Below are 12210 nucleotides of genomic sequence, written 5' to 3' on the forward strand. Positions count from 1 at the left end.
CGCACTGGCACCCTGGTGGGACGGGGCTTAAGATAACCGGCTGAATCGCGTCTTGGTAGCCTCAATGGACTTCATCCGCATCCGCGGTGCCCGCACCCACAACCTCAAGAACATCGATCTCGACCTACCGCGCGAGCGGCTGGTGGTGATTACCGGCCTGTCCGGCTCGGGCAAATCCTCGCTTGCCTTCGACACGCTGTTCGCGGAAGGCCAGCGTCGCTACGTTGAGTCGCTTTCCGCGTACGCGCGCCAGTTCCTGTCGGTGATGGAAAAACCGGATGTGGACTATATCGAGGGTCTGTCGCCGGCAATCTCCATCGAGCAGAAGACCACCTCGCACAACCCGCGTTCCACTGTGGGCACCATCACCGAGATCTATGACTATCTGCGCCTGCTCTACGCCCGCGCGGGCACGCCACACTGCCCCGATCACGACCTGCCGCTGGAGGCGCAGACCGTGAGCCAGATGGTGGATCAGGTTCTCGCGCTGCCTGAGGACACGCGCATCATGCTGATGGCGCCGCGGATATCCGGGCGCAAGGGCGAGCATGCCCAGGTGTTCGACGAGTTGCGCAGTCAAGGTTTCATCCGCGCACGCGTGGACGGACATGTCTGCGAACTGGATGCGGTGCCCTTGCTCGACCCCAAACGCAAGCACAGCATCGAGGTCGTCATCGACCGCCTGCGCGTGCGGCCAGACGTTGCACTGCGCCTTGCGGAATCCTTCGAGACCGCCTTGCGTCTGGGCGACGGCATCGCGCGCGTCGCCTTCATGGATCGCCCGGATGACGAGGAACTGGTCTTTTCCTCGCGCTACGCCTGCCCGCAGTGCGGTTACTCGTTGGCCGAACTGGAACCCCGTCTGTTCTCGTTCAACAATCCGGTCGGTGCCTGCCCGACTTGCGACGGTCTCGGCATGCAGTCCTTCTTCGACCCCGAGCGCGTGGTCATCAACGCCGAACTCAGCCTCGCGGGCGGCGCGATCCGCGGCTGGGATCGACGCAACGAGCACTACTACCGCCTGGTCGTTGCGCTCGGTAAGCACTACGGCTTCGACCCGGAAACCCCGTGGAACGAATTGCCGGCCAAGACGCAGCGGGTGATCCTCGAAGGCAGTGGACGTGAATCGATCGAAATGACCGAACGCGACTCGCGCGGCAAGACGGTCACGCGCAGCCACCCCTTCGAAGGCATCCTGCCAAACATGGCGCGCCGTTACCGCGAGACCGAATCCACGGCCGTACGCGAGGAACTGGGGCGTTATCTGTCGACCCGCCCCTGCGCCGATTGCGGCGGCAGCCGGCTGAATCGCGCGGCACGCCATGTCTTCGTCGGCGGCAGTGCCCTGCCCGAATTGACCCGTATCCCGGTGGAACGCGCCCTCGACTTTTTCTCGCGGCTCGATCTGCCGGGGCGACGCGGACAGATCGCCGCCAAGATCGTCAAGGAAATCGTGGCAAGGCTGAGTTTCCTGGTCAATGTCGGCCTCGACTATCTCACCCTTGAGCGCAGCGCGGACACGCTCTCCGGCGGCGAGGCCCAGCGCATCCGTCTGGCCAGCCAGATCGGCGCAGGGCTCGTCGGCGTGATGTATGTGCTCGATGAGCCTTCGATCGGGCTGCATCAGCGTGACAACCAACGCCTGCTGGACACCCTCGCCCGCCTGCGCGACCTGGGCAACTCGGTCATCGTGGTCGAGCACGACGAGGACGCCATTCGTGCGGCCGATCATGTCGTCGACATCGGCCCTGGAGCCGGCCTGCACGGCGGGCGCGTAATCGCGGAAGGCGCGCCGGAGGCGATTGCGGCCAATCCCTCGTCGCTGACCGGGCAGTATCTGTCCGGCCAGCGAAGCGTTGCCGTGCCCGCGCGCCGCCCCATCCCGCAAGACACCTGGCTCACGATCCGGGGCGCGCACGGCAACAACCTCAAGGGCGTCGACCTGTCGATACCCCTGGGCCTGTTCACCTGCGTCACCGGCGTTTCAGGCTCAGGCAAATCCACCCTGGTCAACGACACGCTGTACCGCCTGCTTGCCAAGCATTTCTATGGTTCCAGCGAAGAGCCGGCCGCCTTCGACGCCGTCGAGGGACTCGAACACCTGGACAAGGTCGTCGCCATAGACCAAAGTCCGATCGGCCGCACGCCGCGCTCGAACCCGGCCACCTACACCGGTGTGTTCACACCCATCCGCGAGCTTTTCGCCGGCACCGCCGAGGCCCGCTCGCGTGGCTACACGCCCGGGCGATTCAGCTTCAACGTGCGCGGCGGACGCTGCGAAGCCTGTCAGGGCGAAGGCTATACCAAGGTGGAGATGGTCTTTCTCGCCGACATTTACGTCCCCTGCGACGTGTGTAAGGGACAGCGCTACAACCGCGAGACACTAAGCGTTCCCTATAAGGGCAAGAACATCCACGAAGTACTCGAGATGACGGTGGAGGACGCCCTGGCATTCTTCGCCCCGGTACCCGTCGTGCACCGCAAGCTGCAGACGCTCATGGACGTCGGCCTGTCGTACATCACCCTGGGCCAGAGCGCGACCACGCTATCGGGTGGGGAGGCGCAGCGCATCAAGCTGGCCAAGGAGCTCTCCAAGCGCGCCACCGGCAGGACACTCTACATCCTGGACGAACCGACCACGGGTCTGCATTTTCACGACGTCGATCAATTGCTCGGCGTCCTGCATCAGTTACGCGACCAGGGCAACACGCTGGTCGTCATCGAGCACAATCTCGACGTCATCAAGACGGCCGACTGGGTCGTCGATCTGGGGCCGGAAGGCGGTGAGGGCGGCGGCGACATCATCGCAGTCGGCACGCCGGAAGAAATCGCCGCCACATCCGGATCCTACACGGGACACTTCCTCAAGCCGCTGCTCAAAGGCAAGACCGGCGGGAAACGTCGCCGGGCGTGAGCGGCGTCGTCAACCGCGCTGATCAGGTCGACAGGCCAATCGGCGCGCCGATGCCCAGCCCGAGTACGTCGCAGGCTCGAGCACGGTTGGCAGCGAACTCAACCAGCCCATTGGCATTGACGTACCAGAAGACTGCGCCTTCAAGTACTGCCGAAAAGGTGTCGGCCAGAGCGAGCATACGCCCGCCCACGCGAAACAGGCTCTCGTGCGGGAAATGCGCGCCGCTCAGGCCTGTCACGAGATTGCCGTAGACATCGACATACACGACTTCATACAAATCTTCCGGCAGCTCATGGCCGCCCGAGGGCGGCAGGGGAACGCCAGAACCATCGGGGCGCCAGCGCCCCTGAACCAGCTTTGCTGCCATGGGCGCGAACCAGTCCCGCCCATGAAAAGTGCGGCTGACTGGCCCGTCTGGCGACGGCAGGGTCCACCAGCTTGCGGCCTGTCCCTGCCGCGCGGCAATCTCGAACAGCCCATTGTCAGGACCTACGTACCAGACACCGTCTACATTCAGGACAATCCCTGCTCGTGGACTGCCGACACCCGGGTCCACGACCCCAAGCACGACATCCCCGGGCGGTAAGTCTCGCGTAAATGCCGCGAGAAGATAGGCCGACCTCACAGGATCGAATGCGGGTGCATCGGCCAACAGATTCACCATGGGAACGCCTGGCGCATCGCGCAGCAGCCTCGCCTGCATTTGTCCCAGATAAGGTCCGGTCACGCCGAAATCCGTAAACAGGTGGATCATGCCGCCTCCAGACGCAAAAAGGCCGGGTTCGAACCCGGCCTTTCTTTGATACCTTGCACAGGGCTTTAGCCTGGCCGGATACCCGCTTATTCCGGGCGGTCTACCAGCTCGACGAGGGCCATCGGTGCATTGTCGCCGGCACGGAAACCGCACTTGAGAATGCGCAGGTAACCGCCGGGGCGGGCCTTGTACCTCGGACCCAGTTCGGAGAACAGCTTGCCGACCACTTCCTTGTCGCGCAGGCGGCCGAACGCAAGACGGCGGCGGTGAACGCTGTCTTCCTTGGCCAGAGTGATCAGGGGCTCCGCGGTACGACGCAGTTCCTTGGCCTTGGGCAGGGTGGTCTTGATCACCTCATGCCGCATGAGGGAGACCGCCAGGCTTTGCAGCGTGGCCTTGCGGTGTGCCGAATTACGGCTCAATTGTCTGCCAATGTTGCGATGACGCATGACTAGAGTTCCTAAACTTAGGCCGAGGCCTTTTGATCCTTGAGACCGGCCGGCGGCCAGTTATCCAGCTTCATACCCAGCGAAAGTCCGTGCTGCGCCAGGATATCCTTGATCTCGGTCAGCGACTTCTTGCCCAGATTGGGGGTCTTCAACAGCTCGACTTCCGTCTTCTGGATCAGATCGCCGATGAAGAAAATATTCTCCGCCTTCAGGCAGTTCGCGGAGCGCACAGTCAGTTCGAGTTCGTCCACGGAGCGTCGCAGAATCGGATCGATTTCCGCCTTCGTAGTGGGCGCCTCGCTGCGCTCCTCGCCCTTGAGATCGACAAAGACCTCGAGCTGGCTGCGCAGGATACCCGCAGCCATGCGAATCACTTCCTCAGCATCGACCGTACCGTTGGTTTCTAGCTCGATGACGAGCCGGTCGAGGTCGGTACGCTGCTCCACGCGTGCGCTCTCGACGGCATAGGCAACGCGACGGATCGGGCTGAAACTCGCATCGAGGAGCAGCCGACCGATGGCGTGACCCTCGGCATCGCTGTTGCGGCGGGTAGCCGCAGGCTGATAACCGCGACCGCGAGCCACCTTCAGAGTCATGTTGATCTCGCCTTCCTTGGTCAGGTGCGCAATCACATGCTCTGGATTAAGGATCTCGACATCGTGGCCCAGGGTGATATCCGCGGCGGTGACGACACCCGGCCCTTTCTTGCGCAGGGTCAGTACGGTCTCGTCCTGCCCATGCATACGCACGGCCAAACCCTTGAGGTTCAGAAGAATTTCTACGACGTCTTCCTGAACGCCTTCAATCGCGGTGTACTCGTGCAGCACGCCATCGATCTCGGCTTCGACCACGGCGCAGCCGGGAATTGAAGACAGAAGAATGCGGCGAAGCGCATTCCCCAGCGTGTGCCCGAAACCGCGTTCGAGCGGCTCGAGGGCCACTTTCGCGTGATTGGACGAGAAGGCCTGTACGTCGATATGACGCGGCTTGAGCAAATCGGTTGCCTGCATCTGTTAACCTCTTTCGAACGACGGGCTGAACGCGGCGATTACTTGGAGTAGAGCTCGACGACAAGCGACTCGTTGATCTCGGCCGGCAGGTCGCTGCGTTCAGGCGCACTCTTGAAGATGCCCTCCATCTTCTTGGCGTCGATATCAACCCAACCGGGGATGCCGAACTGCTCGGCGATCGTCAGGGCATCCTGAATCCGCGACTGCTTCTTGGCACGCTCACGGATAGCAACGACATCGTTGCTCGACACCTGATACGACGGGATGTTCACCACCGTGCCGTTGACCAGGATCGCTCGATGGCTGACCAACTGGCGCGCTTCGGCGCGGGTCGCTGCAAATCCCATGCGGTAGACCACGTTGTCGAGACGCGACTCAAGCATTTTCAGCAGGTTCTCACCCGTGGAACCCTTCTGCTGAGCAGCCTTCTTGAAATAGTTGCGGAACTGACGCTCCAGCACTCCGTAGATGCGGCGGAGCTTCTGTTTCTCACGCAGCTGGGTGCCGTAATCCGAGACCCGGGCACGGCGGTCGCCGTGCTGTCCGGGTATCTTCTCAAGCTTGCACTTGGACTCAAGCCCGCGCGCGCGGCTCTTCAGAAAGAGATCCGTGCCTTCGCGGCGGCTGAGTTTGCACTTAGGACCAATATAACGTGCCATCGATGTACCCCAAATCTCTAGACGCGGCGACGCTTCGGCGGGCGGCAGCCATTATGCGGAATCGGCGTGACGTCGCTGATGCTGGTGATCTTGAAACCGGCGTTGTTCAGCGCCCGGACGGCGGATTCACGACCGGGTCCCGGCCCTTTCACGCGCACTTCCAGGTTCTTCATGCCGTATTCCAGCGCCACGTTGCCGGCACGCTCCGCCGCTACCTGAGCAGCGAAGGGCGTGCTCTTACGCGAACCGCGAAAGCCGGAACCACCTGCCGTCGCCCAGCACAGGGCATTGCCCTGACGGTCTGTAATGGTCACGATGGTGTTGTTGAATGAAGCGTTAATATGCGCCACACCATCCGTAACGACTCGCTTCGTCTTTTTGCGCGTACGCGCGACCGCAGGCTTAGCCATATTTGCTTACTTACGTCCGTAGTTTCGATTATTTGCGAATAGCTTTGCGCGGACCCTTGCGTGTGCGCGCATTAGTACGCGTACGCTGGCCACACACCGGCAGACCGCGACGATGGCGCAGTCCGCGGTAAGAGCCCATATCCATCAGGCGCTTGATCTGCATGCTGACTTCGCGGCGAAGATCACCTTCGACCACGTACTGCCCGACCGCCTGACGAATCGATTCCAGTTCCGCCTCGGTCAGATCCTTTACCTTCGCATCCGGACGGATGCCGGTAGCCTCGCAGATCGCCTGAGCACGATGCCCCCCGATGCCGTAGATGGCAGTCAAGGCAATCACCGTGTGCTTCTGATCAGGTATGTTGACACCTGCTACACGTGCCATTCAGAAACTCTCCCTAACCCTGGCGGAAAAGCCGAGCATCATACCCGCTATCCAGTCCAGATACAATGTTTTCAACCCTGCCGCTGCTTGTGACGCGGTTCGGTGCAGATCACGCGCACAACACCGTTGCGACGAATGATCTTGCAGTTTCGGCAGATTTTCTTGATCGATGCTCGTACTTTCATCTTTCTATCCTCAACGGTGGACTCAGCGATTCGCGCCGCTGCGTCCGTAAGCCTTCATGTTGGCCTTTTTCATCAGTCCATCGTATTGATGCGACATCATGTGCGCCTGTACCTGCGCCATGAAGTCCATGAGCACGACCACGATGATCAGCAACGACGTACCGCCGAAATAAAACGGCACGTTCCAATACAGAATCAAAAACTCGGGCAGCAAACAGACGAGGGTAATGTAGATCGCGCCGACACCAGTCAGCCGCGTCATCACACCATCGATATACCTTGCCGTCTGTTCGCCGGGGCGTATCCCGGGGACCAGTGCGCCCGCCTTCTTGAGGTTGTCGGCAGTTTCCCGCGAGTTGAACACCAATGCGGTGTAGAAAAACGCGAAGAACACGATAGCCGCGGCGTACAGCAGGACGTATAGGGGCTGCCCGGGTGCAAGCGTGGTAGACAGGTTCTGCAACCACTGCATGCCATCCGTACGACCGAACCACTGTCCCAGGGTTGCCGGAAACAGGATGATGCTTGAAGCAAAGATCGGTGGTATCACACCCGCCATATTCAACTTGAGCGGCAAGTGGCTCGATTGCGCCGCATACACCTTCCGTCCGACCTGCCGCTTGGCGTAATTGACCGTGATCCGGCGCTGCCCACGCTCTACGAAAACCACGAATGCAGTCACCACGACGGCCAGCACAGCCAACAGGATGATCGTGGCCGACGACAGCTCACCGGTACTGGCTAGTTCCAGGGTGCCGCCAACAGCCTGCGGCAAGCCCGCCACGATACCGGCAAAGATAATCATCGAAATGCCGTTACCCAGACCGCGCTCGGTAATTTGTTCGCCCAGCCACATCAGAAACATGGTTCCGGTAACCAGCGTGATCGTGGCGGTCAAAATGAACCCTAGACCGGGATGGATCGCCACAGACATGCCGTGAACCTGCTGGCCCTCCAGCGCTACCGAAACGCCGATCGCTTGAAACGTGGCCAGTCCTACCGTGGCATAGCGTGTGTACTGCGTGATCTTGCGCTGACCCGCCTGCCCTTCCTTCTTGAGCTGTTCAAGCGTGGGGATGACGGATGTAAGCAACTGGATGATGATCGATGCCGAGATATACGGCATGACACCCAGCGCCAACACACTCAGTCGCTGCAACGCACCGCCCGAGAACATGTTGAACATGCCTAGGATCGAGCCGCTGTGCTCGGTGAAGAACCGCGCCATCGCCACGGGGTTGATCCCCGGGACGGGAATAAAGGTACCGACACGGTATACAACCAACGCTAGGACCAGGAAGACCAAGCGCTTACGCAGCTCGGTGAAACGTCCGAGCCCAGCCAGTCCAGCCGCAGAGGCAGTGCTCGGGAGTGCCATCAGTCTTCTACCTTTCCGCCCGCCTGTTCGATGGCCGCACGCGCGCCGGCAGTCACCGCGATACCGCGGACTGTCACGGCCATTTCAAGCTTACCCGAGGCGATGACTTTCACCTTCAGCGTATTTGGTGCAATCAGATTGGCGGCAATCAAGGCCGACATATCGATCACTTCAGCCGAAACCTTGGCCAGTTCATGCAAACGGACCTGTTCAACCCTGCGCGCCTTGCGCGAATTGAAGCCGATCTTGGGCAGACGTCGCTGCAAGGGCATCTGACCGCCCTCGAAACCGACCTTGCGGTAACCGCCGGAACGCGAATGCTGACCCTTGTGACCACGGCCAGCGGTCTTGCCCAGGCCAGAGCCGATGCCACGACCGACACGGACACGCGACGGACGACTGCCAGCGGCGGGCTTAAGCGTATTGAGTTTCATGATCAGGCTTCCTCTACACGCAGCAGGTAGTGAATCTTGTTCACCATGCCGCGATTCTCAGGCGTGTCGATGACCTCGACTGTGTGGTGCATGCGGCGCAGGCCAAGCCCACGGGCACAGGCCTGATGAGCCTTGATCCGCCCACTGAGGCTACGGACCAGAGTCACCTTGATACGTTTGCTGTCGGCACTCATGACAATCAACCCCTGATTTCTTCGACGCTCTTGCCACGCTTGGCAGCGATCTGCTCGGGCGAATGCATACCAAGCAGCCCGTTCAGGGTCGCCCGCACGACATTCACCGGGTTGCGCGTGCCAATGCACTTGGCGAGGATATTACGTACCCCTGCAACCTCGAAAACGGCACGCATCGCGCCACCGGCAATTACGCCGGTACCTTCGGATGCGGGCTGCATGAAGACCTGCGCCGCACCATGCCGTCCGGTTGAGGCGTAATGCACCGTACCTTCGTTCAAAGGCACTGTCACCATGTTCTTACGCGCCTTTTCCAGCGCTTTCTGGATCGCAGCTGGAACCTCACGTGCCTTGCCGTAGCCCATGCCGACACGACCGTTGCCATCGCCTACCACGGTCAGAGCGGTGAAGCCGAACTGACGACCGCCCTTGACGACTTTTGCCACACGGTTGACGGTTACCAGCTTTTCCTGCAAGCCGTCATTGCTCGTCGAGCTTTCAATATTGGTTGCCATAAGCCGCCTTCCTAGAATTCAAGTCCATGCTCGCGGGCCGCATCGGCGAGCGCCTTGACGCGCCCGTGATAACGGAAACCTGAGCGATCGAAGGCGACCGTCTTGATGCCTTTTTCGACCGCACGTTCGGCGACCAGCCGGCCGACCGTTTTCGCCGCATCGATATTGCCGGTGTGCTTTTCGCCGGCACGAACGCCTGCCTCTACCGTCGAGGCCGTGGCAATCACTTCCGAACCATTCGGTGCAATGATCTGCGCGTAAATGTGGCGCGGCGTGCGATGGATGCATAGGCGCGTAACGCCCAGCTCCTTGATCTTCGCACGAGTACGTTTGGCGCGACGCAGACGAGTCTCTTTCTTTTCCATAGCTCAGAACCTATTTCTTCTTGGCTTCCTTGCGGATAATCTGCTCGTTCGCATATTTCACACCCTTGCCCTTGTAGGGCTCCGGCGGACGGAACGCGCGGATCTCCGCAGCCACCTGACCGACCTTTTGACGGTCGGCACCCTTGACGACGATCTCGGTCTGAGTCGGCGTTTCAATCGCGATACCTTCCGGAACCGGATATTCGATGGGGTGCGAAAAGCCCAGTGACAGATTCAGGTTGTTGCCCTGAGCCTGCGCACGGTAGCCGACTCCGACGAGTTCAAGCTTCTTCTCGTAACCCTGACTGACCCCGGTAATCAGATTCTGGGTCAGCGCACGCATGGTCCCGACCATGGCGAGTTCATCGGTTGTGCCGTCCACACGCGACAGATGCAACGAGCCCGCATCTTCACGAACCGCCACATCCGGGTGCAAGCTCTGCACGCCCTCGCCTTTCGGGCCCTTGGCCTTGATCGTCTGCCCGTCGATGCTCACCTGGACGCCGCCAGGGATCGCAACGGGCTTGTTCGCAACTCTCGACATGATTTGGTCCCGCTTATGCCACTACACAAATGACTTCGCCGCCCTGGCCGGCCAGACGCGCGGCTCGATCGCTCATCACGCCCTTGGACGTGGAAACGATCGTAACGCCCAGACCATTCTGCACCCGCGGCAGTTCGTCCTTTTCGCGGTAAATGCGCAGACCGGGGCGACTGACTCGGTCGATACGCTCGATAACGCCCTTGCCCTGGTAATAACGGAGCGTAACTGTCAGCTGCGGCTTGCCAGCTTCAGGCTCGCTCGCCTCGAACGCATCAATGTATCCTTCGTCCTTCAACACCTTGGCAATCGCCAACTTGATCTTGGACGAGGGCATGCTCACCTGCTTCTTGCGCGCCTGCTGGCCATTACGGATGCGTGTAAACATGTCCGCGATGGGATCGGTCATACTCATGTTCGTGATCCTCTTGTTACCAGCTCGACATCTTGAGACCGGGGACATCACCGCGCATGGCAGCCTCTCGCAGCTTGTTTCGGCCCAGACCGAACTTGCGATAAACGCCATGCGGGCGGCCTGAAACGCGGCAACGATTACGCTGTCGCACGGGGCTGGAATCGCGCGGCAGCTTCTGCAGTGCGATCACGGCGGCACGCTTTTCTTCCACACTGGCTTCAAGGCTGACAATCAAGGCCTTGAGGGTTTCGCGCTTTTTCGCATAGCGCTTGGCCAGGTTATCGCGCTTGCGCTCGCGCTCGATCATAGATGTCTTTGCCATTCGATTTTGCCTCAGGTCCTGAACGGGAAGTTGAAGGCTTCGAGCAATGCGCGCGCTTCATCGTCCGTTTTTGCACTGGTGGTGATTACGATGTCCATGCCACGCAGTGCATCGATCTTGTCGTAATCGATCTCCGGAAAAATGATCTGTTCCTTGATACCCATGCTGTAATTGCCGCGCCCATCGAAGGAACGGGGGTTCATGCCACGAAAGTCACGCACACGCGGCAGTGCAATCGAGATCAGTCGATCGAAAAACTCGTACATCCGTTCGCGACGAAGGGTCAGCTTGGCGCCGATCGGCCAGCCATCACGAATCTTGAAACCCGCGACCGACTTGCGCGCCAGGGTAGGCACACCCTTCTGACCCGCGATCAAAGACAGGTCGCTCAGTGCGTTTTCGATGATCTTCTTGTCGGAAACGGCCTCACCCAAACCCATGTTCAGGGTGATTTTCTCGATCCGCGGCACCTGCATGACGCTTGTGTAGCCGAACCGACTCATCAAGGCCGGGACGACCTTTTCCTGGTAATGATCTTTCAACCTGGGCATTGCCATGTACCTTACGCGTCCACAACTTCATTGTTGGACTTGAAGTAGCGGACCTTACGTCCGTCATCAAGCACCCTGTAGCCGACCCGATCACCTTTGCCAGTGGCCGGGTTGTATAGCATCACGTTCGAGGCCTCGATGGCGGCCTCACGTTCTACGATGCCACCTTGCGCACCCGTCTGCGGATTCCCACGCTGATGCTTCTTGATCAAATTCACGTTCTGGACGAGGAGTTTGCCGTTCGGCAGCACGCGCAACACGGTACCGCGCCGGCCTTTGTCCTTGCCCGCGATGATCGTGACATCGTCACCCTTGCGAATTCTCTGCATGACACCAAACCTCTGATCAAAGCACTTCGGGTGCGAGCGAAATAATCTTCATGAAACGCTCCGAGCGCAATTCACGCGTGACCGGCCCGAAAATACGGGTCCCGATCGGCTGGTGCTGGTTGTTGAGCAGCACCGCAGCGTTCTTGTCGAAACGGATCTTCGAACCGTCGGGACGACGTACACCATGCGCAGTGCGCACCACCACGGCGTTGTACACGTCACCCTTCTTGACCTTGCCGCGTGGAATAGCATCTTTCACGCTGACCTTGATCACGTCGCCGATTCCCGCGTAGCGTCGATGGGAGCCGCCAAGCACCTTGATGCATTGCACCTTGCGCGCACCACTGTTGTCCGCGACTTCCAATACTGTTTGCATCTGAATCATGAGCTAAATTCCCAG

19 protein-coding genes are annotated in these 12210 nt (G+C 60.2%); 1 reads left to right on the forward strand and 18 read right to left on the reverse strand.

Translation table 11 applies throughout. From position 1 onward, the window contains the following. The first annotated feature begins 64 nt into the window (after nucleotides 1-64). Nucleotides 65-2914 (forward strand): excinuclease ABC subunit UvrA, encoded by a 2850-nt coding sequence (gene uvrA, locus BJI67_RS11330; RefSeq protein WP_070073122.1) that lies wholly within the window; start codon nucleotides 65-67, stop codon nucleotides 2912-2914. Nucleotides 2915-2936: 22 nt separating this feature from the next. Here uvrA and BJI67_RS11335 read toward each other — a convergent pair whose 3' ends face one another. The 18 genes from BJI67_RS11335 to rplN form a co-directional block, all read right to left on the reverse strand. Continuing rightward, the gene (locus BJI67_RS11335; protein WP_070073123.1) at nucleotides 2937-3668 is read right to left on the reverse strand and encodes an SAM hydrolase/SAM-dependent halogenase family protein; all 732 of its coding nucleotides are present in this window, start codon (nucleotides 3666-3668) and stop codon (nucleotides 2937-2939) included. 86 nt (nucleotides 3669-3754) lie between these two features. After that, nucleotides 3755-4117 carry a 50S ribosomal protein L17 gene (gene rplQ / locus BJI67_RS11340; RefSeq protein WP_070073124.1) on the reverse strand — a complete coding sequence of 121 codons (363 nt, stop codon included), beginning with the start codon at nucleotides 4115-4117 and terminating at the stop codon, nucleotides 3755-3757. Between the two features lie 17 nt (nucleotides 4118-4134). Next, nucleotides 4135-5127: a DNA-directed RNA polymerase subunit alpha gene (locus BJI67_RS11345; protein WP_070073125.1), complete on the reverse strand. Its 993-nt coding sequence runs from the start codon at nucleotides 5125-5127 to the stop codon at nucleotides 4135-4137. Between the two features lie 38 nt (nucleotides 5128-5165). After that, entirely contained in the window at nucleotides 5166-5786 is a 621-nt protein-coding gene (rpsD, locus tag BJI67_RS11350) for a 30S ribosomal protein S4 (RefSeq protein ID WP_070073126.1), read from the reverse strand. A 17-nt stretch (nucleotides 5787-5803) separates the two neighbouring features. Further along, nucleotides 5804-6196, reverse strand: a complete 393-nt coding sequence (gene rpsK, locus BJI67_RS11355; protein WP_070073127.1) for a 30S ribosomal protein S11 — start codon at nucleotides 6194-6196, stop codon at nucleotides 5804-5806. A gap of 28 nt (nucleotides 6197-6224) precedes the next feature. Continuing rightward, nucleotides 6225-6581 (reverse strand): 30S ribosomal protein S13, encoded by a 357-nt coding sequence (rpsM, locus tag BJI67_RS11360; RefSeq protein WP_070073128.1) that lies wholly within the window; start codon nucleotides 6579-6581, stop codon nucleotides 6225-6227. Nucleotides 6582-6652: 71 nt separating this feature from the next. After that, complete coding sequence (gene rpmJ / locus BJI67_RS16980; RefSeq protein WP_083250838.1) at nucleotides 6653-6766, reverse strand: 50S ribosomal protein L36; 114 nt, start codon at nucleotides 6764-6766, stop codon at nucleotides 6653-6655. Nucleotides 6767-6788: 22 nt separating this feature from the next. Continuing rightward, nucleotides 6789-8144: a preprotein translocase subunit SecY gene (gene secY, locus BJI67_RS11365; protein WP_070073129.1), complete on the reverse strand. Its 1356-nt coding sequence runs from the start codon at nucleotides 8142-8144 to the stop codon at nucleotides 6789-6791. Then, entirely contained in the window at nucleotides 8144-8578 is a 435-nt protein-coding gene (gene rplO, locus BJI67_RS11370) for a 50S ribosomal protein L15 (RefSeq protein WP_070073130.1), read from the reverse strand. The genes secY and rplO overlap by 1 nt, the downstream gene beginning before the upstream one ends. A gap of 2 nt (nucleotides 8579-8580) precedes the next feature. Next, nucleotides 8581-8772, reverse strand: a complete 192-nt coding sequence (gene rpmD / locus BJI67_RS11375; RefSeq protein WP_070073131.1) for a 50S ribosomal protein L30 — start codon at nucleotides 8770-8772, stop codon at nucleotides 8581-8583. A 5-nt stretch (nucleotides 8773-8777) separates the two neighbouring features. Continuing rightward, complete coding sequence (gene rpsE, locus BJI67_RS11380; RefSeq protein WP_070073132.1) at nucleotides 8778-9287, reverse strand: 30S ribosomal protein S5; 510 nt, start codon at nucleotides 9285-9287, stop codon at nucleotides 8778-8780. An 11-nt stretch (nucleotides 9288-9298) separates the two neighbouring features. Continuing rightward, on the reverse strand, nucleotides 9299-9652 hold the full coding sequence (gene rplR, locus BJI67_RS11385) for a 50S ribosomal protein L18 (RefSeq protein ID WP_070073133.1): 354 nt from the start codon (nucleotides 9650-9652) through the stop codon (nucleotides 9299-9301). 10 nt (nucleotides 9653-9662) lie between these two features. Next, nucleotides 9663-10196, reverse strand: coding sequence for a 50S ribosomal protein L6 (gene rplF / locus BJI67_RS11390; RefSeq protein ID WP_070073134.1), 534 nt, complete (start codon nucleotides 10194-10196; stop codon nucleotides 9663-9665). A 13-nt stretch (nucleotides 10197-10209) separates the two neighbouring features. Further along, nucleotides 10210-10608 (reverse strand): 30S ribosomal protein S8, encoded by a 399-nt coding sequence (rpsH, locus tag BJI67_RS11395; protein WP_070073135.1) that lies wholly within the window; start codon nucleotides 10606-10608, stop codon nucleotides 10210-10212. A 16-nt stretch (nucleotides 10609-10624) separates the two neighbouring features. Continuing rightward, a complete protein-coding gene (gene rpsN, locus BJI67_RS11400) occupies nucleotides 10625-10930 on the reverse strand; it encodes a 30S ribosomal protein S14 (RefSeq protein ID WP_070073136.1) in 306 nt (101 codons plus the stop codon). Nucleotides 10931-10941: 11 nt separating this feature from the next. After that, nucleotides 10942-11481, reverse strand: a complete 540-nt coding sequence (rplE, locus tag BJI67_RS11405) for a 50S ribosomal protein L5 (protein WP_070073137.1) — start codon at nucleotides 11479-11481, stop codon at nucleotides 10942-10944. Between the two features lie 11 nt (nucleotides 11482-11492). Next, complete coding sequence (gene rplX, locus BJI67_RS11410) at nucleotides 11493-11810, reverse strand: 50S ribosomal protein L24 (RefSeq protein WP_070073138.1); 318 nt, start codon at nucleotides 11808-11810, stop codon at nucleotides 11493-11495. 16 nt (nucleotides 11811-11826) lie between these two features. Then, on the reverse strand, nucleotides 11827-12195 hold the full coding sequence (gene rplN, locus BJI67_RS11415) for a 50S ribosomal protein L14 (protein WP_038089325.1): 369 nt from the start codon (nucleotides 12193-12195) through the stop codon (nucleotides 11827-11829). Nucleotides 12196-12210 lie beyond the last annotated feature (15 nt).

Origin of the sequence: Acidihalobacter aeolianus (assembly GCF_001753165.1) — a bacterium.
GTDB lineage: Bacteria > Pseudomonadota > Gammaproteobacteria > DSM-5130 > Acidihalobacteraceae > Acidihalobacter > Acidihalobacter aeolianus.

Coding starts and splice junctions, on each gene's coding strand:
- uvrA (WP_070073122.1), top strand. CDS start 65: ATGGACTTCATCCGCATCCGCGGTGCCCGCACCCACAACCTCAAGAAC.
- BJI67_RS11335 (WP_070073123.1), bottom strand. CDS start 3,668: ATGATCCACCTGTTTACGGATTTCGGCGTGACCGGACCTTATCTGGGA.
- rplQ (WP_070073124.1), bottom strand. CDS start 4,117: ATGCGTCATCGCAACATTGGCAGACAATTGAGCCGTAATTCGGCACAC.
- BJI67_RS11345 (WP_070073125.1), bottom strand. CDS start 5,127: ATGCAGGCAACCGATTTGCTCAAGCCGCGTCATATCGACGTACAGGCC.
- rpsD (WP_070073126.1), bottom strand. CDS start 5,786: ATGGCACGTTATATTGGTCCTAAGTGCAAACTCAGCCGCCGCGAAGGC.
- rpsK (WP_070073127.1), bottom strand. CDS start 6,196: ATGGCTAAGCCTGCGGTCGCGCGTACGCGCAAAAAGACGAAGCGAGTC.
- rpsM (WP_070073128.1), bottom strand. CDS start 6,581: ATGGCACGTGTAGCAGGTGTCAACATACCTGATCAGAAGCACACGGTG.
- rpmJ (WP_083250838.1), bottom strand. CDS start 6,766: ATGAAAGTACGAGCATCGATCAAGAAAATCTGCCGAAACTGCAAGATC.
- secY (WP_070073129.1), bottom strand. CDS start 8,144: ATGGCACTCCCGAGCACTGCCTCTGCGGCTGGACTGGCTGGGCTCGGA.
- rplO (WP_070073130.1), bottom strand. CDS start 8,578: ATGAAACTCAATACGCTTAAGCCCGCCGCTGGCAGTCGTCCGTCGCGT.
- rpmD (WP_070073131.1), bottom strand. CDS start 8,772: ATGAGTGCCGACAGCAAACGTATCAAGGTGACTCTGGTCCGTAGCCTC.
- rpsE (WP_070073132.1), bottom strand. CDS start 9,287: ATGGCAACCAATATTGAAAGCTCGACGAGCAATGACGGCTTGCAGGAA.
- rplR (WP_070073133.1), bottom strand. CDS start 9,652: ATGGAAAAGAAAGAGACTCGTCTGCGTCGCGCCAAACGTACTCGTGCG.
- rplF (WP_070073134.1), bottom strand. CDS start 10,196: ATGTCGAGAGTTGCGAACAAGCCCGTTGCGATCCCTGGCGGCGTCCAG.
- rpsH (WP_070073135.1), bottom strand. CDS start 10,608: ATGAGTATGACCGATCCCATCGCGGACATGTTTACACGCATCCGTAAT.
- rpsN (WP_070073136.1), bottom strand. CDS start 10,930: ATGGCAAAGACATCTATGATCGAGCGCGAGCGCAAGCGCGATAACCTG.
- rplE (WP_070073137.1), bottom strand. CDS start 11,481: ATGCCCAGGTTGAAAGATCATTACCAGGAAAAGGTCGTCCCGGCCTTG.
- rplX (WP_070073138.1), bottom strand. CDS start 11,810: ATGCAGAGAATTCGCAAGGGTGACGATGTCACGATCATCGCGGGCAAG.
- rplN (WP_038089325.1), bottom strand. CDS start 12,195: ATGATTCAGATGCAAACAGTATTGGAAGTCGCGGACAACAGTGGTGCG.